Origin of the sequence: Corynebacterium auris, from assembly GCF_030408575.1 — a bacterium.
Lineage (GTDB): Bacteria > Actinomycetota > Actinomycetes > Mycobacteriales > Mycobacteriaceae > Corynebacterium > Corynebacterium auris.
Window position 1 is genome coordinate 508932 of sequence record NZ_CP047047.1, and the last position, 24051, is coordinate 532982.

Sequence of the window (24051 nt, forward strand, 5' to 3'; positions counted from 1 at the left end):
CCTACTTCGCCGCCAGCTCGTCGATGATCTTGTTGAAGGTCGCGGACGGGCGCATGACGGCGGAGGTCTTCTCCTCGTCGGGCAGGAAGTAGCCGCCCAGGTCGGCGGGGGAGCCCTGCACGGCGAGGAGTTCGTCCGCGATGGTCTTTTCGTTGGAGCGCAGCGCCTCGGCGACGGGGGCGAAGGTGGAGGCGATCTCCTCGTCCTCGCTCTGCTTCGCCAGCTCCTCGGCCCAGTTCAGCGCGAGGTAGAAGTGCGAGCCGCGGTTGTCAATCTCGCCTGCCTTGCGGGAGGGGGAGTTGCCCTCCTCGAGCAGGGTCTCGGTGGCCTTGTCCAGGGCGCCAGCCAGGACGCCGGCCTTGGCGTTGCCGTGGTCGGCCTCCATGCGCAGGGATTCGGCGAGGGCGAGGAACTCGCCGAGGGAGTCCCAGCGCAGGTGGTTTTCCGCCTGCACCTGCTGCACGTGCTTCGGTGCGGAGCCGCCGGCACCGGTTTCGAAGAGGCCGCCGCCCGCCATGAGCGGGACGATGGAGAGCATCTTGGCGGAGGTGCCCAGCTCGAGGATGGGGAACAGGTCCGTGTTGTAGTCGCGCAGCACGTTGCCGGTGACGGAGATGGTGTCCTCACCGGCGCGCAGGCGCTTGACGGTGGTGCGGGTTGCTTCGACAGGCGAGGCGATGGAGATGTCCAGGCCCTCGGTGTCGAGGTCGGCCATGTACTTGTTCACCAGGGAGATGAGGTTGCGGTCGTGGGCGCGGTCCTCGTCGAGCCAGAAGATGGCCTTCATGCCGGACTTGCGGGCGCGGCTGACGGCGAGCTTGACCCAGTCGCGGATCGGGGCGTCCTTGGTCTGGCAGGCGCGCCAGATGTCGCCGGCTTCGACGTCGTGGGAGATGAGCACCTCGCCGGCGGAGTTGGTGACCTCGACGGTGCCGTCGGCGGGGATCTTGAAGGTCTTGTCGTGGGAGCCGTACTCCTCGGCCTTCTGGGCCATGAGCCCGACGTTGGGGACGGTGCCCATGGTGGTGGGGTCGAAGGCGCCGTTTTCGCGGCAGTCATCGATGACAACCTGGTAGATGCCCGCGTAGGAGGAGTCAGGCAGGGTGGCCAGGGTGTCTTGCTCCTGGTCGTCGGCGTTCCACATGTGGCCGGAGGTGCGGATCATGGCCGGCATGGAGGCGTCGACGATGACGTCGGAGGGCACGTGCAGGTTGGTGATCCCGCGCGCGGAGTTGACCATGGCGAGGGAGGGGCCGTCGAGAAGCGCCTGCTCGAAGGCGGCCTTGATCTCCTCGCCGTTGTCTACGGAGTCGAGGCCGTCGAGGATGGCGCCCAGGCCGTTCTCCCCGTTGAGGCCGGCGGCCAGCAGCTCGGAGCCGTAGCGGTCGTAGACGTCCTTGAAGTAGGCGCGCACGACGTGGCCGAACATGATGGGGTCGGAGACCTTCATCATGGTGGCCTTCAGGTGCGCGGAGAAGAGCACGCCCTCGTCCTTGGCGCGCGCGATGGCGTCGAGGAGAAAGGCGTCGAGCGCCTTGGCGGACATGAAGGTGCCGTCGATAACCTCGCCTGCGAGTACCTTCAGCTCGGGCTTGAGCACCTCCTCGCCGCCGTCTTTGGTGCGCAGTGTGATGCGCAGCGTGTCGTCGGCGTCCATGATGACGGACTTTTCGTTGTGGCGGAAGTCGTTGGCGTCCATCGTGGCCACATTCGTCTTCGAGTCCCTGGACCACTCGCCCATGGAGTGCGGGTGCTTGCGGGTGAAGTTCTTCACGGCCTCGGGGGCGCGGCGGTCGGAGTTGCCCTGGCGCAGCACCGGGTTGACGGCGGAGCCGGTGACCGTGGCGTAGCGCTTGCGGATGTCGCGCTCCTCGTCGGTCGTGGGGTTGTCCGGGTAGTCGGGGATGTCGAAGCCCTTGGACTGCAGCTCGGCGATGGCCTTCTTCAGCTGCACGAGGGAGGCCGAGATGTTGGGGAGCTTGACGATGTTGGCCTCCGGCTGTTCGCTCAGCTTCCCGAGCTCCGCGAGCGCGTCGTGGGCGTAGGCCTCGTCCTGTACTCGCTCGGGGAACAGGGACAGGATGCGGCCGGCGACGGAAATGTCGCGCGTTTCCACCTCGACACCAGCGTTGGAGGCGAAGGCCTCGACGATCGGTGTGAGGGAGTACGTCGCGAGCAGCGGTGCTTCGTCGGTGCGAGTCCAGATGATCTTAGCCACTATTTTGCTCCTCTAATTATCTCGTGACAATTCTGTTGCACAGGATACCTATCTCGCCCATTCGGGTAACTCCAAGGCGCGCCCGCCGCCGCGCGGGGCGCACTGTAGTCTGTTGCGCATGAGCCTGAGCATCGCGTCCGTCAACGTTAACGGAATCCGCGCGGCCACCAAGGTCCGCAGCGAGGTCAACCCGGGGATGCTCGACTGGTTAAGGCGCACCCCGGCCGAGGTCGTGCTGCTGCAGGAGGTGCGCGCCTCCCGCGAGCAGGCAGAAGCCAGCCTGCAGCCCGCGCTCGACGAAGGCTGGCACCTCGTCGCCGCCCCCGCCGAAGAGCCGGGGGCAAAGGGCCGCGCCGGCGTGGCCATCCTGAGCCGCGCGCCGCTTTCCGACGTCACAGTCGGCATCCCGGGCTTCGAAAACGCCGGCCGCTTCATCGCGGGCTCGCTTGACGACGGCACCCGCGTCGCCTCCCTCTACTTACCCTCCGGGTCGGCCGGCACGGCCAAGCAGGACGAAAAGTACGCCTTCCTCGACAGCTTCGAGCCCCTGCTGGCCGCCTGGGCCGAGCAGTACGAGAACATGGTCATCGGCGGCGACTGGAACATCTGCCACCGCCGCGAGGACCTGAAGAACTGGCGCACCAACCGCACCAAGTCGGGCTTTTTGCCCGACGAGCGCGCCTTCATGGACGCCGTGTTCGGCGCCTTCCCCGACGCCGAGGCCCAGGACGTCGACGCCAAGCAGACCGCCCAGTGGGCGGGGGCTGTGGAGTACGCGTCAACGGGGCGTCGTGAAGCGAATGCCCACCCCGCGTGGTTCGACGTCGCGCGCCGGCTGCAGCCCGAGGACGCGCCGTACACGTGGTGGACCTACCGCGGGCAGGCCTTCAACAACAACGCCGGGTGGCGCATCGACTACCAGGCGGTAACCGCGGCCATGCTCGAGCGCGCCGAACGCACCTGGGTCGACAGAGCCGGAAGCGTCGAAGAGCGCTGGTCGGACCACTCACCCCTCGTGGTGACGTACCGCTGATGACCAACTACGACACGGACGCGCTCCTCGCGGTCCTCTACCTCATCGGCATCACCGCCGAGGCCATGACGGCGGCGGTCTCCGCCGGGCGCATGCGCATGGACCTGTTCGGCGTGATCACCCTCGGGGCGCTGACCGCCCTGGGCGGCGGAACGGTGCGCGACGTGCTCTTGGACTCCTACCCCCTGACCTGGGTCGAGCACCCCGAGTACCTGATCGTGGTCGTCGTGGCCTCGGTGATCACCTCGCGCATCAGCTGGCTGATGTACCACCTGAGACGCTACTTCCTCATCGCCGACGCGATCGGGCTGGCGACCTTCGTGGTGCTGGGCATCCAGGTCGCCCTGTCGCAGGGCCACGGCTTCATCATCAGCTGCGTCGGCGCCGTCACCACCGGCGTGTGCGGCGGCGTTATGCGCGACGTCCTCTCCGGCCGCGTGCCCCTGGTGTTCCGCAAGGAGATGTACGCCGCCACCGCCGTGATCGGCACCGCCGTGTGGTGGGGGCTCATGCTGCTCAACGTGCCCAATTGGATCGTCGTGCTGGCAACACTTACCGTCGTGCTCACCCTGCGCTTGCTCTCCGTGAAGTACGGCTGGGGGCTGCCCGTCTACGACTACGACGAGGAGGAAATCAAGGACCGCTCCGCCCGCGAGGAGATGCAGCACTTCCTCTACAGCAACGGCCGCCTCATCCCCGGGGCGCGACAGGCCTACCGCGGCCTGCGCCGCATGCGCGAAAGCGGGCCCCGCAACCGGGGCTTACGCCGCAAGCGCCCCAAGCGGACCGACGGGGAGGGGACCTAGCAGGGGGCGCTGCACTAGGTGGCGCTGTGCGGCTGGTCCGCGGCTTTCGGGGAGGGGCCTTATAGAATCGGAAACCATGACTGACAGGCAGCGTGTTCTCTCCGGCATCCAACCCACCGCGGACTCTTACCACCTGGGCAACTACCTCGGCGCCCTGAAGCAGTGGATCGACCTGCAGGAGCGCTACGAGGCCTTCTACTTCATCCCCGACCTGCACGCGATTACCGTCGAGCAGGACCCGCAGGAGCTGCGCGAGCGCACACTCAAGGGCTGCGCCCAGCTCATCGCCCTGGGCATCGACCCGGCGAAGTCCACCCTCTTTGTCCAGTCCCACGTGCCCGAGCACGCCGAGCTGACCTGGGTCTTGCAGTGCATCACGGGCTTCGGCGAGGCCTCCCGCATGACGCAGTTCAAGGACAAGTCCGCCAAGCAGGGCCAGGAGCGCACCACCGTCGGTCTGTTCACCTACCCCATGCTCATGGCCGCCGACATTCTGCTCTACTCCCCGCACCTCGTGCCCGTCGGTGAGGACCAGCGCCAGCACCTCGAGCTGACCCGCACGCTCGCCGCCCGCTTCAACTCCCGCTACGGCGAGACGTTCACCGTGCCCGAGGGCTTCATCCCGGAGGGGGCGGCGAAGATCCAGGACCTGCAGGAACCGACCGCGAAAATGAGCAAGTCGGGGTCGAACCCGAAGGGCATCATCAACCTCCTCGACGAGCCGAAGACCTCCGCCAAGCGCATCAAGTCCGCCGTCACGGACAACGACGGCGTGGTCGCCTACGACAAGGAGGCCAAGCCCGGGGTATCCAACCTGCTCGTCATCCAGTCCGCGCTCACCGGCACGCCTATCGACGCCCTCGTCGCCGCCTACGAAGGCCAAGGCTACGGCGCCCTGAAAACCGACACCGCCGAGGCGCTAGAGGCGTTCACCACCCCGCTGCGCTCCCGCTACGAGGAGTTGATGGCGGACCGCGCGGAGCTGGAAGCCATCCTCGCCGCCGGCGCGCAGCGCGCCCGCGAGGTCGCCGCGCCGCTTCTTGAACGGGTGTACGAGCGCGTCGGATTCCTCGCCCCGCGGCGCTAGTGCGCGCCGCGCGGGGAAGTTCCTCTACGATGAAGTGCTGTTAGACACAATCGGAGGAGGACAACCATGGCAACCGCGACATCGCCCTACGAGGCGTACACGGACGAGCAGGGCATCGAACGCTCCCGCAAGCCGGAGAAGGCCAGCGACAGCGACATCGCGCAGCGCGTCCCCCTCGCCGCCCGCCTGATGCGGATGAACGAGCGCTTCGTGGCCCAGGGCGGAAACCAGCTGGCCGCGGGCATTACGTACTTTTCCGTCCTGGCGATCTTCCCGCTGACCATGCTGCTGTTCGCGGGCCTTGGTTTCTTCCTCGCGGCACGCCCTGACATCCTGCAGCAGGTGCAGCAGCAGATCCTCGACTCGGCCGAAGGCGACGTGGGCGAGGCCCTGGCTGGCCTCGTGGAATCGGCCATCGACCAGCGCGGCGCGGTGGCCGGCATCGGTTTGCTGACCACCCTGTGGTCGGGCCTTAGCTGGATGAACCACTTGCGTATCGGCATTTCCGGGATGTGGAAGATCGGTGGCGACGAAGGCGGCAACTTCGTCAAGAAGAAGCTCGGCGACCTTGTCGGCCTGCTCGTTCTCATCGCGCTGCTGCTGCTCGCTTTCACCGTGACCGGCGTCGGCGCCTCGCGCTTTACCTCGGACCTCATGGACTGGCTCGGCGTCGGCGATTTCCCCGGGGCGCGCTTCGTCGTGTGGCTCGTCGGCTTTGCCGTCGGTCTTGTGGCCAACTTCCTCGTCATGTCGTGGCTGAACATCTTCATGCCGCGCACGTCGGTGCCCCGCAAGTCGGGTCTGCAGGGCGCTCTCATCGGCGCCGTCATCTTCGAGCTGATCAAGCAGTTTGCCACCCTGATCGTCAGCTCCGCGGCGAACAACCCCGCCGGCGCGATCTTCGGGCCGATCATCGCCCTGATGGTCGTGCTCTACCTCATCTGGCGCGTCGTCCTCTACGTTGCCGCCTGGACTGCCACCACGCCCGAATCTCTCGCCGCGCAGCCTGCGGAGGTCCCGGAGCCGGCCGTGATTAACGTGCGCGCCGCCGCCGCGGGGCAGGGCCTGAGCAAGAAGGACCGCAACGGGGCGCTGCTTGGGATCGGCGCCGCGGTGGGGGCCGTCGGCGCCGGCGTGATTTCGCTTCTGACCCGCGACTAGCCGCCCCCAACTTGGCCGAGGCGCGCGAAGTTGTGATTGCCTCCCCTAAAAAACGGCCGTGACCTGCGGTAACGTAGCCTTTCCTTCGTTGCGGCCGGGTGCGGGGCACGCTAGAACTTTCAGTATGACCACACCTGATGTGACCTCCATCGGCCTCAACGAAAAACTGAATAAGCTGCGCGCCGCAGTCCTCGGTGCGAACGACGGGATCGTCTCCACCGCCGCGGTCGTCCTCGGCGTCGCGGGCGCAACTTCCCACGTTGGCGCCATCGCCACCGCGGGCATCGCCGCCGTCGTCGGCGGCGCCGTCTCGATGGCGCTGGGGGAGTACGTCTCCGTTTCCTCCCAGCGCGATACGGAGCGCTCCTACGTGGCCAAGGAGACCGCGTTGCACGAACAGGACCCGGAGGGCGAGTTCGCCCACCTCGTGCGGGGCTACATGCGCGACGGCCTGAGCGCGGAAACCGCCACCAGGGTGGCGCAGGAGCGCACGGCCGCTGACCCGCTCAAGGCGCACCTCGAGCTGCACTACGGCATTGACGAGGAGGACATCGTCAGCCCCTGGAGCGCGGCGATCGCCTCGTTTCTCAGTTTCTTCCTCGGCGCGATGCTGCCCCTGGCCGCTGTCCTTTTGCCCCCGGAGTCGGCGCGCGTGCCCGTGACGTTCGTGGTCACGCTGCTCGCGCTGGCGATCACCGGGGCGATCTCCGCCAAGATCGGCGACGCCGACCCGAAGCGCGCGGTGGCGCGCCTCATCATTGGCGGGGCTCTGGGCCTGGCCGTCACCTACGGCGTGGGCAACCTCTTCGGCACCGCCGCGTTGTAGCCGCCCCGACGGGCTAGAACTTGGAGAAGCGCTTGACCAGCTGGTTCTCCATCTCGCGCCAGGCCTCGACCTTATCGTCGAAGGGCGCGGAGGGGACGTAGCCGGCGGTCTGGGTGGAGCCGAGCATGTAGGCCAAATAGTCCTGCATCCGCGGGTTGGACAGCAAGAAGGCGTTCAGCGAGTCGTCCTTTGCCCAGTCCGCCGCGTCCGCGATCAGCTCGTAGGCCTTGCCCATCTGGGCGGTGTCCACGGCGTCGGGGCCCTTGGCGATGTCCTCGGCGATGCCGGTGAAGGCGTAGGCGTTGTCGGGGTGCACCACCACGTCCAGCTCGCCGGAGTTCGCGGCGGTGGTCAGCTCGGACCACGTCGAAGCGCGGGCGAGGTCGTGGTCGTCGTTCTCGACGATCCAGCGCGTGAGGTGCTTCGCGCTGGGGAACGTGAAGATCTCCCCGTACTTGCCCAGGAACACAGGCGCGCCGTCCATGTAGGTGCGCAGCGTGTAGACGCTCTTGCCCTGCACACTGATACGCACCGGGTCAATGCCGGCCTGGGACCAGATGGAGGTGTCGTAGGGGTCGGCTGCCTCCGCGGCCGCCTTTTTCTCTTCTTCCGCGGCGCGGCGGTCCGCCTCGCGCTGCTCCTGCGCGCTTTCGATGCGCGCCGCGGCCTCGCTCACGGCGGCTTCGCCCAACTGGCCTTCCTCGGCCAGGCGGACGGCCTCGTCGAGGGAGTGGACGACGTTTTCCCAGTTGGTCAGCACAACGCGGCCCACGCCGGACCACTCGCTGGCGCCGTTGGAACCCGCGTAGTGCTCGGAGCCGCGGCTGACGTTGTTGAGGATGGAGTGCGAGGCGAAGAAGATCTGGGCCTGCTCGGCCCCGGTGACGTCGGCGAGCGAGCGCGCGATCTGGAAAACGCGGCTGAGCGCGGCGACGTTGGCGTAGGAGGGGCGCTGCGCGAGGAACTCCGGCGCGCCAATGATGTCGTAGTACTGCTCCTCGGAGGGGACCACCCGGTCGTCGCCGGAGGCCTGGAAGGACTCCCAGGCAGGGTGGTCGCTCAGGTCGTGGCGCGGGGTGGCCTCCAGGTAGGCCAAAAGCTCTGCCGGGGAAGAGAACGCGAGGACGGTATCGCCGTCGCCGAGGAACGCCTGCCACTCGGAGCCGTGTTCCTTCCATGCCGGGGCCCAAAGCGTGTAGACATCGCCCTCGGTCAGGGAGATCTTGACGGGGAGAATTGCGCGGGTGCTCATGCCAGGTAACTCTACTGAACGCCTCCCCGCTTAGCCGGTAGGCCGCCAGAACCCGCGGAAGGGCATTCCGATGTTTTCGGTGCGCACCGGGTTCAGCTGCACCGGGTCTCCCGCTTCGATGTACATGCCGTCGCCGGCGTACATCGCCACGTGCCCATCCCAGACGGCGAGGTCTCCGGGCTGCAGCTCCTGGTAGGTCACCTGCCTGCCGATTGCCTGCTCGTGCGCCATCCGGGGCAGCTCGACGCCCGCCTGGCGGTACGCCCACGAGGTCAGGCCGGAGCAGTCGAAGCCCCCGGGCCCGGTTCCGCCCCACACGTACGGCGTGCCCAGCTGCGATTTCGCGGCCGCTACCGCAGCGCGGCCCGCGGCCGGTCCCTCCCCGTCGGAGGGGGCGGTAACCGGGGTGGCAACGGGGGCGGGCTCGGCGGCCGGGGCCGGTCTCTCCTCTTCCGCGGAGGCCGCGATTGTGCGCAGGGTGTGTGTCGCTTCGTGGGCTGCCGGCCCCGCGGCGATGTCGGGCTGGGTGGCCGCGCGTTGGGCCACCGCCTCCAGTTTTTCGGCCACAGGGGCAAGCTCGCGCTCGAGGCGTGCCAGGCGCGCGTGGGCAAGCGCGAGCGTTTCCGCCGTGAGAGCGACAAGGCCGGCGGCCGCGCCGGGCGCGCTCGGCGGGGTGAGGGCCAGCGCGACGAGAGGGGCTGCGCGCTGCTGGTAGCGGGTGGCCAGGGCAACGAGGTCCGCGCCGGCTTCGGCGGCCAGCAGTGCGGCGGCCGCGCAGCTGCGGGTGATGGTCTCCCGGTCGGCGGCGAGCGAGGCCGCGGCGCCGAGGACTCGGGAGGGGTCCGCGCCGAAAAGGGGAGCGAGCTCCCGGGTGGCGTCGAGAAGCGGCGAGGGCACCGCGACGGGGACGGGGAGAGGGGCGGGCGCGCGGGCGATGATGGCCGCGGCGATCTGCGCTGGGGTCATCACGGGCGCAGCACCCCCAGGGAACGCCCGAGCGAGGTGTCCACGGCCACCGCAGCCGCCGTCGCGGTGTCCACCGCGGAGGCGAGCCGTTCCGCCTCGCCGCGCAGCGCGGCGGTGCGCTCGTTGACGCTTGCCACCGCCGCGGCGCAGGCCTGGGCGAAGGGGCGGAGCGGACCAACGGCAGGCGGCGGGGCCAGGCGAAGAGGAACCAGGCCGACGGCGTCGCGGCGCAGCGCGTCGGTGAGCGCGGCGACGGCGGGTGGGTCGAGATGGAAGACGGCGAGCGGAGCTGAATGTGCGGGCCTCATGCCTTTATTAGACTGCGCGCCGGGGCAAACGGTTCCCTCGCCGCGTGAACCCGGCATTAGCATGAGGGGCATGGAGATCACCGTCATCAACCACCCGCTCGCCGCCGCGCGGCTGTCCATCATGCGCGACGCGCGCAGCGACAACACCACCTTTCGGGCGGCGCTGGCCGACCTTGGAGCAATGCTCATCTACGAAGCGTCGCGCGGCCTCGAGGTGGAAAGCTTCGAGTGCATCACCCCCGTGGCCACCGCTGAGGGCCAGCGCCTGGCGCAGCCGCCGATCATCGTGCCCGTCATCCGCGCCGGCCTCGGCATGATCGACCCCGCCCTGTCGATGATCCCCGACGCCCAGGTGGGGTTCATCGGCCTCGCCCGCGACGAGGTCACCCACGAGCCCGTCCCGTACCTCGAGGCGCTCCCGCAGGACCTGTCCGGCCAGCCCGTGTTCTTGGTGGATCCGATGCTGGCTACTGGTGGCTCCCTCGTCCACTCCATCCGGCTGCTCCGCGAGCGCGGGGCAGACGACATTACGTGCATTTGTATGGTCTCGGCCCGGCCGGGCGTCGCTAAGCTTGAAGCCCTCGGCGGGCCGCTTCGGCTGGTCACGGCGGCGGTTGACCCCGAACTCAACGAGGACGCCTACATCGTGCCGGGCCTCGGCGACGCCGGGGACCGTTTGTACGGGCCGCGCAACATCGACCTGTAGTACTCCGACCTGTAGTACACTAGTGCCACCAATGGGGACGACAGCGGGGGGCTGTGGTGGGAAATGGCTGATGTACTGCCGAAATCGTACTGGGCAAGCTACGGCTACGTGCTTGCCGTGCGGCTGCGCACACTGCGCGTGATGCGGGGGCTGACGCAGCGCCGCCTCGCGGAGCTGTCCGGCCTGTCGCGCAGTCTCATCTCCAACCTGGAGCGCAACCACTACAACTGCGCCCGCAGCGCGGATCCCACCCTGTCTACGCTCTACCGCATTGCCCACGCCCTGCACGTGCCGCCCGCGGCGCTGCTGCCCGGCGTGGGCGACGCGGTGGGCACGCGCTGCGCGGACCGGCCGCTGTCGCTGTCCCCGCTGCGCGTCGAGTGGCCGCTGCTGCCCGAGGACACCGCGCGCTTCGACAGCGCCTACCTGCTCACCGGCCCGGCGCAGGAGCGGCCACCCTTCGCGCTCATGCTCGACTCGGGCTGCGAGCGCGAAGGGGGAGCCGGGGCCATCCACGCTGGTTGCTAAACTGCCGGGAGGCACACGTTAGCCCAAATGAAGGAGGACCCCCGTGCGCATCGCCGCCGCCGTCAACGCCTGGCTGGAAACACATCACGATACAGTCATCGGCTGGCGCAGGCACCTCCACGCCCACCCGGAGTTGTCGAACCAGGAGGTCGCGACCACCCAGTTCATCTCCGACGTTCTCGCCGAGCACGGCTTGAGCCCCGTCCCCTTTCCCGGAACCGGCCTCTACGTCGACCTGGGCCCCGCCGACGGGGAGCGCCTGGCGTTTCGCGGCGACATTGACGCCCTCGGCGTTTCGGAGTTCACCGGCCTCGAGTACGCCTCGGGCACCCCGGGGGTGTCGCACTCCTGCGGCCACGACGTGCACACCACGATCATGCTCGCGCTGGCCTGTGCCCTGGCGGAGGTGGAGCTGGAACTGCCCTACGGCGTGCGCGTGATTTTCCAGCCGGCGGAGGAGGTGATGGGCAGCGGTGCCGTCGACGTCATCGAGTGGGGCGGGCTCAACAACGTCGCCGCGATCTACGCGCTGCACGTCGAGCCCGGCCTGCGCGTCGGCCAGATCGGGGTGCGCGCCGGGGCCATCACGTCCGCGGCGGATACGTTAAGCATCGAGATCACAGGCCCCGGCGGGCACACCTCGCGGCCGCACCTGACCGCCGACGTGGTCTACGCGCTCGGGGCGCTTATTACCCAGCTGCCGGCCCTCCTGTCGCGCCGGGTGGACCCGCGCACCGGCACCGTGCTGGTTTTCGGCAACGTCGAGGCGGGCCTCGCCGCAAACGCGATCCCCGAGCGCGGCCTCGTGCGCGGCACCGTGCGCACCACGGACATCACGACGTGGCGCACGCTCGAGGACCTGCTCGGAGAGCTCGTCGAGCAGGTGGTCTCGCCGACGGGCTGCTCCTTCACGCTCGACTACGTCCGCGGGGTGCCGCCAGTGCTTAACGACGACCTGGCTACCGCCCTGGTCGTCGACGCCGGGCGCGCGATCGACCCGCACGCCGTGGTCTCCGCGCAGCAGTCGTCCGGCGGCGAGGACTTCTCTTGGTACCTCGAGCACGTCCCGGGCGCCATGGTCCGGCTCGGCGCGTGGTCGGGCAAGGGCGCGAAGCAGGACCTGCACCGCGGTGACCTCAACGTCGACGAGCGCTGCATACCCGTTGGCGTGAGGCTTTTCGCGTCGCTGGTAGACAAGTACTTTGCTGCGGTCGCAGGCCAGGGGGAGGGGCTGTACACTGGCCCCTGATTTTGGCCGGGGCGGCTTGCGCTGCGCCGAAAATGTGCCGAAGAGGAAAGTCTACGCCCCGCGAAGGAGAAGAGCTTAGGTGTCAAAGAAGATCGTCATCATCGGTGGTGGCCCGGCCGGCTACGAGGCAGCGCTGGTTGGTTCGACGTACGGGGCCGACATCACCCTGGTGGAAGATCGCGCCATCGGCGGCTCCGGCATCAACTTGGACGTGGTGCCCTCCAAGGGCTTCATCGCGGGAGCAAACATCAAGACGGACCTGCGCCGCGCCGCGGATATGGGCCTCAACCACGGCATCGGCACGGCCAAGCTGCTCTTTACCGCCCTGAATAACCGCGTCGTGGCGCTCGCCTCCGAGCAGTCGCGCGACATCCGCCTCCAGCTGGAGCGCGCGGGTGTGAAGATTGTCAAGGGCCACGGAGCCTTTTCCACCGCGCAGACCGGCCACACCACCCACAGCGTCAAGGTGACGTACCCCAGCGGCGAGTTCGAGCGCCTCGACGCGGACGTCGTTCTCGTCTGCACCGGCGCGAACCCCCGCGTGATCAAGGGGGCCGAGCCGGACGGGCAGCGCATCCTCAACTGGCGGCAGGTCTACGACCTGATTGAGCAGCCCGAACACCTCATTGTCGTTGGCTCCGGCGTGACGGGCGCGGAGATGGTCTCGGCCTTCGCCGAGCTGGGTATCAAGGTCACCATGGTCTCCTCCGGCAGCCGTATCCTGCCCCACGACGACGCCGACGCCGCCGATGTGCTCGAGGAGGTCCTCGCCGGGCGCGGGGTCTCGCTGGTCAAGGACGCCTACGCCGACTCGGTGGTCAACACCGGCGACGGCGTCATCGTGCGCACCAAGGACGGCCGCGAGATCACGGGCAGCCACGCGCTCATGTCCATCGGTTCCATCCCGAACACCGCGGACCTCAACCTCGAGGGCGCCGGCGTGGCCACCACGCCCTCGGGCCACATCCACGTCGACCGCGTCTCGCGCACCAACGTGCCCGGCATCTACGCCGCCGGCGACTGTTCGGACCTCATGCCGTTGGCCTCCGTCGCGGCCATGCAGGGGCGCATTGCCATGCACCACTCCCTCGGCGAGGGCGTGGAGCCGCTGCGCCTGAAGACGGTGGGCAACGCCGTGTTCACCCGCCCGGAGATCGCGGCGGTGGGGGTGAGCGAAAAGCAGATCACCAGCGGCGAGGTCGATGCCGACGTGATCAAGCTCGACCTGTCCACCAACCCGCGCGCCAAGATGCGCTCCCTGCAGCACGGCTTTGTCAAGATCTTCGCCCGCAAGGGCTCCGGCCAGGTCCTCGGCGGCGTCATCGTCGCGCCGACCGCCTCGGAGCTCATCTTGTCTATCACCATCGCCGTGACGAACAACCTCACCGTCTCCCAGCTCGCCGAGTCGATGGCGGTCTACCCCTCGCTCTCCGGCTCCATCACCGAGGCGGCGCGCCGCCTGGTGACCAGCACCGACCTGGACTAGCCCCCGGCGCTACGCCGTGCCCGCCCGGAACGCGGGGAAAGCCCGCTGCGGGCAGCCGGTGCGCGGACAGGTGGCGCAGCCCGGCCCGATAGGTGCGGCGGAGGACGGCGTGAGGTCGAGGCCGTCGGCGTAGACGAGGCGGCCCGCGTGGGTGAGCTCGCAGCCAAGGGCGACGGCGTTTTCCTGGCGCGGCACGCCGAAACCGGCCGTCGGGCCCTGCACCATCCGCGCCACCCACAAGTACGCGCTGCCGTCCGGCATGACGGAAACCTGCCGCGTCACGCGGTTCGGAGTGTCGAACGCGCGGTGCACCACCCACAGCGGGCACGTGCCGCCGGAAACGGCGAAGGGGAACGACGTAGTGGACTGGCGCTTCGAGATGTTACCGGCCCGGTCCGTGCGGATGAAGAAGAAGGGCACGGCGCGCGCGCCGGGGCGCTGCAGCGTGCCCAAGCGCTGACAGGTGGATTCGAAGCTGGTGCCGAAGCGCGCCGAGATGACCTCGATGTCGTAGCGCGTGGACTCGGCTGCATCCAGGATTTCCCCGTAGGGCATGGTCACGGCGGCGGCGAAGTACTGGCATAGCCCGTGCCGGGCGATGCGGCGGGCGGGGCCGGGCTCGCTGGTGCCGGGGTGGGCGTCCAGGTGGGCGTCGATAAGCGTGCTCAAGGTGAGTGAGGCGAAGTGGTAGGCGAGCTCGAAGCACTGCTGTGCCTCGGTGAGCCCCGCGCGCAGGCGCACCTCCCGGTTGGCGGGGTCGAGGAGGGAGCGCGGGCCCTCGGCGGGCTGGTTGAAGCGCACGGTGTAGCCGATGTCGCCGTCGAAGGTGGCCGCGAGGTGGGTCAGGCGCAGCTGGCGCCCCCGCGCCCCGCCCGCGAGTTGCTCGGCGCGGATGTCTAGGTCGTGGAAGTAGTTTCGGTTGTCCTGGAAGAAGGTGCGCACCACCACGTAGGGGTTGAGCGCGGCGGCGCCGAAGGACTCGGGCAGCGCGAGGATCGCGTCGGCGACGCCGGGGTAGCGGGTGGCGAGGTCGCTGAGGGTTTCCGTGGGCACGCCGGGCAGCAGGCCCGCGAGCTCGGTGACCGCGCGGCGCTCGTCGTCGCCGGAGAAGAAGGTTGGCTCGAGGTTGAAGGCGCGTGAGAGCTGCACAAGCACGGAGACCGTGAGCGGGCGGTGGTCGTTTTCGAGCTGGTTGAGGTAGCTGGTGGAGATACCGACGCGCCGGGCCATGTCCACCTGCGTCAAGCCGCGCTGCTGGCGCAGCGTCCGGATTCTGCCCCCCGCGTAGTGCTTCGCCACCGCTGGCCGCCTCCCGTCGTTGTCGTTGAACTGTGCTTTTACAAGTTTTACAAAAATAGCGCTTTGCTGCTGCATATTTTCACTCTTTTAAAACATGGCACGCGACACAGTGGCCTCCCTACTATGAGGTGCAGCATAGAACTCTCGAGTGAGGAGACTGACCTGCACATGATCAACCACGAAGTACGCACCCGCCGCTCCGCCGAAGACTTTCCCATCGAGGAGCACCTGGCCTACAAGGTGGCCAAGGTCGCGGCCGACCCGGTCGAGGTCCCGGAGGAGACGAAGGAGATGATCATCAACAGGATCATCGACAACGCCTCCGTCGCCGTAGCTTCCTTCGCCCGCCGCCCCGTCACCACCGCCCGCGTCATGGCGCAGGCGCACCCCGTCAGCAAAGGCGGCGCCCAGGTTTTCGGCGTCGACGGGAACTACTCTGCTGAGTGGGTCGCCTTCGCCAACGGCACCGCCGTGCGAGAGCTGGACTTCCACGACACCTTCCTCGCCGCCGAGTACTCCCACCCCGGCGACAACATCCCGCCGATCATCGCCGTTGCCCAGCACAAGGGCCTCGACGGAAAGGCGCTCATCCGGGGCATCGCCACCGGCTACGAGATCCAGGTCAACCTGGTCAAGGGAATCTCCCTCCACGAGTTCAAGATCGACCACGTCGCCCACCTCGGCCCCTCCGTTGCGGCGGGCCTGGGCACCATGCTGGGCCTCGACGTGGACACGATCTACCAGGCCGTTGGCCAGGCGCTGCACACCACCACAGCCACCCGCCAGTCCCGGAAGGGCTTGATCTCCTCCTGGAAGGCTTCCGCCCCGGCCTTCGCCGGCAAGATGGCCGTCGAGGCGGTCGACCGCGCCATGCGCGGAGAGGGCGCCCCGGCTCCGATCTGGGAGGGCGAGGACGGCGTGATCGCCTGGCTGCTGCACTCCCCGGAGCGCACCTACGTCGTGCCCCTGCCCGCCGAGGGCGAGGCCAAGCGCGCCATTTTGGACACCTACACCAAGGAGCACTCCGCTGAGTACCAGGCGCAGGCGCCGATCGACCTCGCGCGCCGGATGAAGCAGACCATCGCCGAGGCCGGCCTCGACACCGCGGACATCGAGTCCATCGTCCTGCACACCTCGCACCACACCCACTACGTCATCGGCACCGGCGCCAACGACCCGCAGAAGATGGACCCGACGGCCTCGCGCGAGACCCTCGACCACTCCATCATGTACATGTTCGCCGTCGCGCTCCAGGACGGCACGTGGCACCACGTGGACTCCTACACCCCGGAGCGCGCCGGTCGCGCCGACACGGTGGAGCTGTGGCACAAGATCTCGACGGTGGAGGACCCGGCGTGGACCCGTCGCTACCACTCCACCGACCCCGAAGAAAAGGCCTTCGGCGCGAAGGCGGTGATCACCTTCTCCGACGGCACCGTCATTGAGGACGAGCTCGCCGTTGCCGACGCGCACCCGCTCGGGGCCCGCCCGTTCGAGCGCGAGAACTACATTGCCAAGTTCCGCACCCTCGCCGAGGGCATCGTCGCCCCCGAGGAGCAGGACCGCTTCCTCGCTGCCGTGCAGGACCTGGAAAACCTCACCGACCTGCGCGAGCTCAACATCACGGTCACCGAGTCCGCCGCGGCGAAGGCACCGCAGATCCCCGGGGGCATCTTCTGATGTTCACCCCGGAAAAAACGCCGCACGAGCGGCGGCTGGCGCTGCGCGAATCGCTCGCCGCGCCGCAGATCACGACGCTGCCTGGGGCGTTTTCCCCGCTCGTGGCGCGCCTCATCGAGGACATCGGCGGCTTCGGCGGCGTCTACGTCTCCGGCGCGGTGGTGGCCAACGACCTCGGCTTACCCGACATCGGGCTGACCACCCTGACCGAGGTCGCCCACCGCTCCCGCCAGATCGCCCGCGTGACCAACCTGCCCGTGCTCGTCGACGCCGACACCGGCTTCGGCGAACCCATGAGCGCGGCGCGCACCGTGGCCGAGTTCGAGGCGGCCGGGGTTGCAGCGCTCCACCTCGAGGACCAGGTCAACCCGAAGCGCTGCGGCCACCTCGACGGCAAGGAGGTCGTTCCGCGCGACCTCATGCTGCGCCGCATCACTGCGGCGGTGCGCGAGCGCAGCGACGACGCCTTCGTCATCTGCGCGCGCACCGACGCCGCCGGCATCGAGGGCATCGACGAGGCCATCGAGCGCGCCAAGGCCTACGCCGACGCCGGCGCGGACCTCATCTTCACCGAGGCCCTCTACTCGGAGGCGGACTTCGAGCGTTTCCGCGCCGCCGTCGACGTGCCGCTGCTGGCCAACATGACCGAGTTCGGCAAGACCGACCTCCTGCCCGCATCCAGGCTGCAGGAGCTCGGCTACAACGCCGTCATCTGGCCAGTGACCACCTTCCGCCTCGCCATGGGGCAGACGGAAAAGATGCTGCGCGACATCGCGCAGACGGGCACGCAGGAGCCGTGGCTGGACAAGATGCAGCACCGCTCCCGGCTCTACGAACTCGTCCGCTACGACGAGTACAACCAGTTCGACGAGGCCGTGTTCACCTACTCGGTGGACAGCTACAGCCAAAAGTTCGTGAAATAGAAAGGAAACCCCCATGACTGAGCAAGAAGTGCGCAAGGGCCTCTACGGCGTCGTCGCCGACTACACGGCCGTGTCCAAGGTCAACCCCGAAACCAACTCGCTGCTCTACCGCGGCTACCCGGTGCAGGAGCTCGCCGAGCACGTTTCCTTCGAAGAGGTGGCCCTCCTGCTGTGGAACGGTGAGCTCCCGAGCGAGGAGGAGCTGCAGGAGTTCTACGCCAAGGCCCGCGCCCGCCGCGGTCTCGACCAGGCGCTTATCGACGTAATCATGTCGATGCCCCAGGATTGCCACCCGATGGACGTCCTGCGTACCGCCGTGTCATTTCTCGGCGCCCGCGACGAGCACAAGTTCACCCCCAACGCCGATCACATCCGGGAGATCGCGCTGACGCTTTTGACCAAGCTGCCGACGATCGTCGCCCTGGACATCCGCCGCCGCCGGGGCGAGGGCTACATCGAACCGGACCCCGAGCGCGGCTACGCCGAGAACTTCCTCTGGATGGTCTTCGGCGACGGCGAGGACTCCCCGGCTTCCATCCCCTCCGACGTCGAGGCCTTCGAAAAGTCCATGATCCTCTACGCCGAGCACTCCTTCAACGCCTCCACCTTCGCGGCCCGCGTGATCACCTCCACCAACTCGGACACCTGGTCCGCCGTCACCGGCGCCATCGGCGCCCTGAAGGGCCCGCTCCACGGCGGCGCTAACGAGTTTGTCATGCACAACTTCGTGGAGATCGGCGACCCGGCCAAGACCGAGGAGTGGACCCTGAACAAGCTCAAGAACAAGGAGCTTGTCATGGGCTTCGGCCACCGCGTGTACAAGAAGGGCGACTCGCGCGTGCCCACCATGGAGGCCTGCTTCAAAAAGCTCGCCTCCGAGCACACCGACCGCGACGCCGCCAAGTGGGTCGAGATGTACGACATCATGGCCAAGACGATGTACGACAACACCTCGATCAACATCATGCCGAACCTGGACTTCCCGGCCGGCCCGGCGTACTACATCCTGGGTTTCGACATCGAGTTCTTTACCCCGCTGTTCGTCATGGCGCGCATCACCGGCTGGACCGCGCACATCATCGAGCAGTACAACAACCCGACCATCATCCGCCCGCTGGCCGCCTACAACGGCCCCGACGAGCGCCACGTCCCGGGCGCTTAGGGGCTAGGTGACTCGCGCCGGGGCCGCTGCGGTCGACCGCTGGCGCGTCAATCCCGGCTTTGCGTGGCCCTGGGACGCGCCCTGGTCGACCGCAGCGAAAACCCGGGCGTAAAAGACCAGGTCGCATACCCCGACTTTGCGTTGTGGTCGACCGTGGTCGACCCCAGTGATGAATGTGGCGTGTAAACCCCGACTTTGCTTCGGTCCTGGTCGACCGCAGCGAAAATCCGGGCGTAAAAGCCCAGGTCGCATACCCCGACTTTGCGTTGTGGTCGACCGTGGCGATGACCGTGGCGCGTAAACCCCGACTTTGCGCGCCCCAAAATGCGCCCTGGTCGACCGCAGCGAAAACTAGGACGTCTACGCGTCGGCAGCCTCTGCTTCGGTGCCTCGAGCGTCGGCGTTGAGCTCGCCCATCAGGTGGTCGACGGCCACCTGGGCGTGGAGGCGCACGCCGTAGGCGAGGGCGTCGTCGTTGACGTAGAACCGCGGGCTGTGGTTAGGGACCATGCCGCGGGTGTCGCCCTCGGTGTTTTCAATGCCGCCTTCGGCGGTGAAGGCGAAGTTCTGGCCGCCGAGCAGGGCGTAGACGCCGCCGAAGCGGGCAATGAACTCGGAGACGTCGTCGTAGCCCATGCTCGGCGGGATCTCCATGATGGGCTTGCCGTCGGCGACGCGTTCGTAGGTGGGCAGGATGGCGTCGATCCACTCGGGGGCGTTGACCACCGGGGGGATGTCGTCGAAGAACTCCACTGTTCCCTCGCAGCCGTGGGCGGCGGCGAGGTTGGTCACGTAGCGCTCGATGCGCTGGTTGATGTCGTCCATGACGTCCGTGGTCAGGGAACGCACGGTGCCCCAGATCTCGACCTGGTTGCCGATGATGTTGAAGCGGCCCTGGTCAACGATGTGGCCGAGGGAGATGGAGAAGCGCTCCTTGGTGTCCACCTGGCGGTAGATCTGCCCGATGTTGGAGAGCACGTCGCCGACGGCCGGCATGGGGTCGACGCCCTGCCACGGGGTCGAGCCGTGGACCTGCTCGCCGACGATGGTGATCTTCACGGTCTCGGAGGCGGCGTTCTGGATGCCGCGGGCGTAGGCGATCGCGCCGACGGGGGCGGGGACGATGTGAATGCCGAAGGCCATCGTCGGGGCCGGGTCGAAGAACCCCTGCTCCTCCATCTCCTTGACCATGAGATCCGCGCCACCAGCCTCGCCGGCGGGCGGGCCCTCCTCGGCGGGCTGGAACACCAAGAGGATGTCGCCGTTGATGTCGTCGCGGAGATCCTGCAGGACCTTAGCGGCGCCCAGCAGCATCGAGATGTGGGTGTCGTGGCCGCAGGCGTGGGCGACGGGGAAGGGCCCGCCCGGGTAGTCCTTGTCCACCTTTTCGGAGGCGAAGTCCTCGCCGGAGTTTTCCTTCACGGGCAAAGCGTCGGTGTCGGCGCGCAGCAGAATGGTGCGGGCCTCGCCCTCCGCGCCGCCTTTGATGCGCGCGACGACGCCGTGGCCGGCGATGCCGCTGGTCACCTCGTCAATGCCGAACTCGGCAAGCCAGTCGAGGATGTAGCGCTCAGTCTCTTCCTCGCGGTTGGACAGCTCCGGGTTCTGGTGGAGGTGGTGGCGCCACTCGATGACGTCGTCGGCGATCGCGGCTGCCGCCTCGTCGATCTTGGTGTAGAGCTCGCTGAGCTGGTTGTCGCTCATGGTTTCTCCTTGTCCGTCTTTAACATTCTCGCCCGCCCGCAGCGGTATCTCCCACGTTACGCGCTGTTTTTTGTTTCGGGATGTGAATTGGCGCTCGATCCGGCGCCGCAGAAAGCGACGGCACCGTAGAATCGAAGCGTTAACCCCGCTCGTACGTGTAAAGGAATAGTTCCCAGTGACTCAATCGCTCCCACACTTCAACAAAGTCCTCGTGGCTAACCGCGGCGAAATCGCCGTCCGCGCGTTCCGCGCCGCATTTGAGACCGGCGCGAAGACCGTCGCCGTCTACCCGCGGGAGGACCGTAACTCCTTCCACCGCTCCTTTGCCGACGAGGCTGTTCAGATCGGTCAGGAGGGCCAGCCGGTCCGCGCGTACCTAGACATCGACGAGATCATCGAGGCCGCCAAGAAGTCCGAGGCCGACGCCATTTACCCCGGCTACGGTTTCCTCTCCGAGCGCGCCGAGCTCGCCCGCGCCTGCGCCGATAACGGCATCAGGTTCATCGGCCCCTCGCCCGAAACCCTCGACCTGACCGGCGACAAGGCCGCGGCCGTCAACGCGGCGGAGCGCGCCGGGCTGCCCACGCTGAAGGACTCGGCCCCCTCGACCGACCCGCAGGAGCTGGCGAAGTTCGCGGAGGAGTTCGAGTTCCCGGTCTTCGTCAAGGCGGTCGCCGGTGGTGGTGGGCGCGGGATGCGTTTCGTGGAACGCCCTGAGGACGTCGAAAAGCTTGCGGCTGAAGCCTCGCGCGAGGCGGAGGCTGCCTTCGGCGATGCCCATGTGTACATCGAGCGCGCCGTGATTAACCCGCAGCACATCGAGGTGCAGATCCTCGCGGATGGGCAGGGCAACGTCATCCACCTGTTCGAGCGCGACTGCTCGCTGCAGCGCCGCCACCAGAAGGTCGTGGAGATCGCGCCCGCGCAGCACATCACCGAGGAGCAGCGCGAGACGATCTGCGCCGACGCCGTGCGCTTCTGCCGCGAAATCAACTACGAGGGAGCCGGCACCGTCGAGTTCCTCGTGGACGAAAACGGCAACCACGTCTTCATCGAGATGAACCCGCGCGTCCAGGTCGAGCACACCGTGACCGAGGAGGTCACCGGCGTCGACATCGTGCGCTCCCAGATGTACATCGCGGCCGGCGCGACCCTTGCGGACCTCGGCCTGAGCCAGGACTCCGTCTCGCTGACGGGCGCGGCGCTGCAGTGCCGCATCACCACCGAGGACCCGGCCAACGGCTTCCGGCCCGACTCGGGCCTGATCACCGGCTACCGCTCTCCGGGCGGCGCCGGAGTGCGTCTCGACGGCTCCGTCGGCGTCGGCACCGAGATCACCCCGAACTTCGACTCCCTGCTGGTCAAGATGACCTGCCGCGGCAAGGACTTCCAGGTCGCGGTCGACCGCGCGCTGCGCGCCCTCAACGAGTTCACCGTCACGGGTGTGTCCACCAACATCGCATTCCTGCGCGGGTTGCTCTCCGACCCGGACTTCCGCTACGAGCGCATCAACACGAACTTCATCGCCGACCATCCGCGCCTCGTGGAAACGCCGGTTGCTCCCGACGACGCCGGGCGCATCCTTGACTACATCGCCTCCGTCACGGTGAACAAGCCGAACGGCCCGCAGCCGACGCGCATCAGCCCGTCGAAGAAGCTGCCCGCGTTCGATTACACCGACACCCCGCGCGGCTCCCGCGACGAGCTTCTCGAGCTCGGCCCCGAAAAGTGGGCGCAGAAGCTGCGCGAGCAGACCGCCCTCGGCGTCACCGAGACCACCTTCCGCGACGCCCACCAGTCGCTCCTGGCCACGCGCATCCGCACGAACACGCTCGTCGCGGCCGCCAAGCACGTCGGCCACCTCACCCCGGAGCTGACGTCCGTCGAGGCGTGGGGCGGGGCAACCTACGACGTCGGCATGCGCTTCCTCCACGAGTCGCCCTGGATGCGCCTCGACGAGCTGCGCGAGGCCATGCCCAACGTCAACATCCAGATGCTGCTGCGCGGCCGCAACACCGTGGGCTACACCCCGTACCCCGACTCCGTCACCCGCGCCTTCGTCAGCGAGGCGGCCCGCTCCGGCATCGACATCTTCCGCATCTTCGATGCGCTTAACGACGTCTCACAGATGCGCCCGGCCATCGACGCCGTCCTGGAAACCGGCACCACCGTCGCCGAGGTCGCCATGGCCTACTCCGGTAACCTCATCGACCCCGCCGAGGACCTGTACACCCTGGACTACTACCTGAAGCTGGCCGAGGAGATCGTGGAGACCGGCGCCCACGTCCTGGCCATCAAGGACATGGCCGGCCTGCTGCGCCCGGCCGCCGCCGCGAAGCTCGTGTCCGCGCTTCGCGAGCGCTTCGACCTGCCCGTCCACGTCCACACACACGACACCGCCGGCGGCCAGCTGGCCACCTACCTCGCCGCCGCCAGCGCGGGCGCCGACGTCGTCGACGTCGCCTCCGCGCCGCTGGCCGGCACCACCTCCCAGCCCTCGATGTCCGCCCTGGTGGCGGCCTTCGCCAACACCGAGCGCGACACCGGCCTGTCGCTGCAGGCCGTCTCCGACCTTGAGCCCTACTGGGAGGCCGTGCGCCAGGTCTACGCCCCCTTCGAATCCGGCATCCCCGGCCCGACCGGCCGCGTGTACAAGCACGAAATCCCGGGCGGCCAGCTGTCGAACCTGCGTACTCAGGCCAACGCCCTCGGCCTGGGCGAGCGCTTCGAGCTCATCGAGGACTACTACGCCGCCGTCAACGAGATCCTGGGCCGCCCGACCAAGGTCACGCCCTCCTCCAAGGTCGTCGGCGACCTCGCCCTGCACCTCGTGGGCGCGGGCGTGGACCCGGCGGACTTCGCCGAGAACCCCCGCAAGTACGACATCCCCGAGTCCGTCATCGGATTCCTCCAGGGCGAGCTAGGCACCCCACCCGGCGGCTGGCCCGAGCTGCGCGACAAGGCCCTCGACGGCCGCAGCGAGCTCAACCGCACCGTCGAGGTTCCCGCCGAGCAAGAGGAGGCTCTGACCAGCGAGGACCACAAGGTGCGCCGCGCCACCCTGGATAAGCTGCTGTTTCCCAAGCAGTACGAGGAGTTCCTCGAGCACCGCCGCACCTACGGCATCACCGACCAGCTCTCCGACCGCACCTTCTTCTACGGCCTCGTCGAGGGCGAAGAGAACCTCATCTACTTCGGCGAGGTCGAGGAGGAGCGCACCCCGCTGGTGGTCCGCCTCGAAGCGATCGGTGACCCGGACGAAAAGGGCATGCGCCAGGTCATCCTCACCGTCAACGGCCAGGTCCGGCCCATCTTTGTCCGCGACGAGAGTGCCGAGTCCACCGTTGCCGAGGTGGAAAAGGCCGACGCGTCCAACCCGGGCCACGTCGCCGCGCCGTTCGCCGGCGTGGTCAACATCACCGTCAGCGCTGGCGACGAGGTCGCCGAGGGCGACCAGGTGGCCACTATCGAGGCGATGAAGATGGAGGCCTCGATCTCCGCACCGAAGGCCGGCACCGTCGAGCGCGTCGCCCTAACCCACGCTACGAAGGTCGAGGGCGGGGACCTCGTGGTGGTGATCAGCTAGCGCTCCCGCTGCTCGTTGGCCGGGCCGCGTCCCTGCGGGGGGTGCGGCCCGGTTTTGCGTGTTGCGTTGGG

Annotated in this window: 19 protein-coding genes; 13 read left to right on the forward strand and 6 right to left on the reverse strand. The window is 68.1% G+C overall.

Translation table 11 applies throughout. The annotated features are described in order from the left end of the window. Window position 1: 1 nt before the first annotated feature. Entirely contained in the window at window positions 2-2218 is a 2217-nt protein-coding gene (locus tag CAURIS_RS02540; RefSeq protein WP_290342669.1) for an NADP-dependent isocitrate dehydrogenase, read from the reverse strand. Between the two features lie 124 nt (window positions 2219-2342). On the opposite strand from CAURIS_RS02540, the gene CAURIS_RS02545 reads away from it, so the two are divergent. The 5 genes from CAURIS_RS02545 to CAURIS_RS02565 all read left to right on the forward strand — a co-directional run bounded on the left by CAURIS_RS02545 (window position 2343) and on the right by CAURIS_RS02565 (window position 7131). Further along, on the forward strand, window positions 2343-3251 hold the full coding sequence (locus CAURIS_RS02545; RefSeq protein ID WP_290343283.1) for an exodeoxyribonuclease III: 909 nt from the start codon (window positions 2343-2345) through the stop codon (window positions 3249-3251). Further along, window positions 3251-4057: a trimeric intracellular cation channel family protein gene (locus tag CAURIS_RS02550; protein ID WP_290342670.1), complete on the forward strand. Its 807-nt coding sequence runs from the start codon at window positions 3251-3253 to the stop codon at window positions 4055-4057. The genes CAURIS_RS02545 and CAURIS_RS02550 overlap by 1 nt, the downstream gene beginning before the upstream one ends. A 76-nt stretch (window positions 4058-4133) precedes the next feature. Next, on the forward strand, window positions 4134-5144 hold the full coding sequence (trpS, locus tag CAURIS_RS02555; protein ID WP_290342671.1) for a tryptophan--tRNA ligase: 1011 nt from the start codon (window positions 4134-4136) through the stop codon (window positions 5142-5144). A 66-nt stretch (window positions 5145-5210) separates the two neighbouring features. Beyond that, entirely contained in the window at window positions 5211-6305 is a 1095-nt protein-coding gene (locus CAURIS_RS02560) for a YhjD/YihY/BrkB family envelope integrity protein (protein WP_290342672.1), read from the forward strand. Between the two features lie 124 nt (window positions 6306-6429). Next, a complete protein-coding gene (locus CAURIS_RS02565) occupies window positions 6430-7131 on the forward strand; it encodes a VIT1/CCC1 transporter family protein (RefSeq protein ID WP_290342673.1) in 702 nt (233 codons plus the stop codon). Between the two features lie 13 nt (window positions 7132-7144). On the opposite strand, the gene CAURIS_RS02570 is transcribed toward CAURIS_RS02565, so the two are convergent. Genes CAURIS_RS02570 through CAURIS_RS02580 form a run of 3 tightly spaced genes read right to left on the reverse strand, consistent with a single transcriptional unit; the run spans window position 7145 to window position 9657 of the window. Next, window positions 7145-8383 carry a SatS C-terminal domain-containing protein gene (locus CAURIS_RS02570; protein WP_290342674.1) on the reverse strand — a complete coding sequence of 413 codons (1239 nt, stop codon included), beginning with the start codon at window positions 8381-8383 and terminating at the stop codon, window positions 7145-7147. Between the two features lie 30 nt (window positions 8384-8413). After that, the gene (locus tag CAURIS_RS02575) at window positions 8414-9349 is read right to left on the reverse strand and encodes a C40 family peptidase (protein WP_290342675.1); all 936 of its coding nucleotides are present in this window, start codon (window positions 9347-9349) and stop codon (window positions 8414-8416) included. Continuing rightward, complete coding sequence (locus CAURIS_RS02580; protein WP_290342676.1) at window positions 9349-9657, reverse strand: hypothetical protein; 309 nt, start codon at window positions 9655-9657, stop codon at window positions 9349-9351. Before CAURIS_RS02580 ends, CAURIS_RS02575 begins: the two co-directional genes overlap by 1 nt. 70 nt (window positions 9658-9727) lie before the next feature. On the opposite strand from CAURIS_RS02580, the gene upp reads away from it, so the two are divergent. The 4 genes from upp (at window position 9728) to CAURIS_RS02600 (ending at window position 13626) form a co-directional block, all read left to right on the forward strand. Next, on the forward strand, window positions 9728-10363 hold the full coding sequence (gene upp, locus CAURIS_RS02585; protein WP_290342677.1) for a uracil phosphoribosyltransferase: 636 nt from the start codon (window positions 9728-9730) through the stop codon (window positions 10361-10363). 63 nt (window positions 10364-10426) lie between these two features. Beyond that, on the forward strand, window positions 10427-10891 hold the full coding sequence (locus tag CAURIS_RS02590; protein ID WP_290342678.1) for a helix-turn-helix domain-containing protein: 465 nt from the start codon (window positions 10427-10429) through the stop codon (window positions 10889-10891). A gap of 43 nt (window positions 10892-10934) precedes the next feature. Next, on the forward strand, window positions 10935-12140 hold the full coding sequence (locus CAURIS_RS02595; protein ID WP_290342679.1) for an amidohydrolase: 1206 nt from the start codon (window positions 10935-10937) through the stop codon (window positions 12138-12140). A gap of 79 nt (window positions 12141-12219) precedes the next feature. After that, complete coding sequence (locus tag CAURIS_RS02600; protein ID WP_290342680.1) at window positions 12220-13626, forward strand: NAD(P)H-quinone dehydrogenase; 1407 nt, start codon at window positions 12220-12222, stop codon at window positions 13624-13626. A 9-nt stretch (window positions 13627-13635) separates the two neighbouring features. Here the strand turns inward: CAURIS_RS02600 and CAURIS_RS02605 are convergent, their stop codons facing one another. Beyond that, complete coding sequence (locus CAURIS_RS02605; protein WP_290342681.1) at window positions 13636-14925, reverse strand: short-chain fatty acyl-CoA regulator family protein; 1290 nt, start codon at window positions 14923-14925, stop codon at window positions 13636-13638. A 168-nt stretch (window positions 14926-15093) separates the two neighbouring features. On the opposite strand from CAURIS_RS02605, the gene prpD reads away from it, so the two are divergent. From prpD to CAURIS_RS02620, 3 genes are read left to right on the forward strand one after another with little or no spacing between them, the layout of a single operon-like run. After that, the gene (gene prpD / locus CAURIS_RS02610; protein ID WP_290342682.1) at window positions 15094-16605 is read left to right on the forward strand and encodes a 2-methylcitrate dehydratase PrpD; all 1512 of its coding nucleotides are present in this window, start codon (window positions 15094-15096) and stop codon (window positions 16603-16605) included. Beyond that, window positions 16605-17528: a methylisocitrate lyase gene (gene prpB / locus CAURIS_RS02615; protein WP_290342683.1), complete on the forward strand. Its 924-nt coding sequence runs from the start codon at window positions 16605-16607 to the stop codon at window positions 17526-17528. Before prpD ends, prpB begins: the two co-directional genes overlap by 1 nt. A 13-nt stretch (window positions 17529-17541) precedes the next feature. Continuing rightward, entirely contained in the window at window positions 17542-18690 is a 1149-nt protein-coding gene (locus CAURIS_RS02620) for a bifunctional 2-methylcitrate synthase/citrate synthase (protein ID WP_290342684.1), read from the forward strand. A 360-nt stretch (window positions 18691-19050) separates the two neighbouring features. On the opposite strand, the gene CAURIS_RS02625 is transcribed toward CAURIS_RS02620, so the two are convergent. Beyond that, a complete protein-coding gene (locus CAURIS_RS02625) occupies window positions 19051-20394 on the reverse strand; it encodes a M20 metallopeptidase family protein (RefSeq protein WP_290342686.1) in 1344 nt (447 codons plus the stop codon). Window positions 20395-20569: 175 nt separating this feature from the next. Here CAURIS_RS02625 and CAURIS_RS02630 point away from each other — a divergent pair, with 175 nt between their 5' ends. Then, window positions 20570-23980 (forward strand): pyruvate carboxylase, encoded by a 3411-nt coding sequence (locus CAURIS_RS02630; RefSeq protein WP_290342687.1) that lies wholly within the window; start codon window positions 20570-20572, stop codon window positions 23978-23980. Window positions 23981-24051 lie beyond the last annotated feature (71 nt).

Bases quoted from the DNA above. Each gene is read 5' to 3' on its own strand.
- upp (WP_290342677.1), top strand. From the start codon at position 9,728: ATGGAGATCACCGTCATCAACCACCCGCTCGCCGCCGCGCGGCTGTCC.
- prpD (WP_290342682.1), top strand. From the start codon at position 15,094: ATGATCAACCACGAAGTACGCACCCGCCGCTCCGCCGAAGACTTTCCC.
- prpB (WP_290342683.1), top strand. From the start codon at position 16,605: ATGTTCACCCCGGAAAAAACGCCGCACGAGCGGCGGCTGGCGCTGCGC.
- CAURIS_RS02565 (WP_290342673.1), top strand. From the start codon at position 6,430: ATGACCACACCTGATGTGACCTCCATCGGCCTCAACGAAAAACTGAAT.
- CAURIS_RS02590 (WP_290342678.1), top strand. From the start codon at position 10,427: ATGGCTGATGTACTGCCGAAATCGTACTGGGCAAGCTACGGCTACGTG.
- CAURIS_RS02570 (WP_290342674.1), bottom strand. From the start codon at position 8,383: ATGAGCACCCGCGCAATTCTCCCCGTCAAGATCTCCCTGACCGAGGGC.
- CAURIS_RS02575 (WP_290342675.1), bottom strand. From the start codon at position 9,349: ATGACCCCAGCGCAGATCGCCGCGGCCATCATCGCCCGCGCGCCCGCC.
- CAURIS_RS02550 (WP_290342670.1), top strand. From the start codon at position 3,251: ATGACCAACTACGACACGGACGCGCTCCTCGCGGTCCTCTACCTCATC.
- CAURIS_RS02625 (WP_290342686.1), bottom strand. From the start codon at position 20,394: ATGAGCGACAACCAGCTCAGCGAGCTCTACACCAAGATCGACGAGGCG.
- CAURIS_RS02560 (WP_290342672.1), top strand. From the start codon at position 5,211: ATGGCAACCGCGACATCGCCCTACGAGGCGTACACGGACGAGCAGGGC.
- CAURIS_RS02620 (WP_290342684.1), top strand. From the start codon at position 17,542: ATGACTGAGCAAGAAGTGCGCAAGGGCCTCTACGGCGTCGTCGCCGAC.
- trpS (WP_290342671.1), top strand. From the start codon at position 4,134: ATGACTGACAGGCAGCGTGTTCTCTCCGGCATCCAACCCACCGCGGAC.
- CAURIS_RS02580 (WP_290342676.1), bottom strand. From the start codon at position 9,657: ATGAGGCCCGCACATTCAGCTCCGCTCGCCGTCTTCCATCTCGACCCA.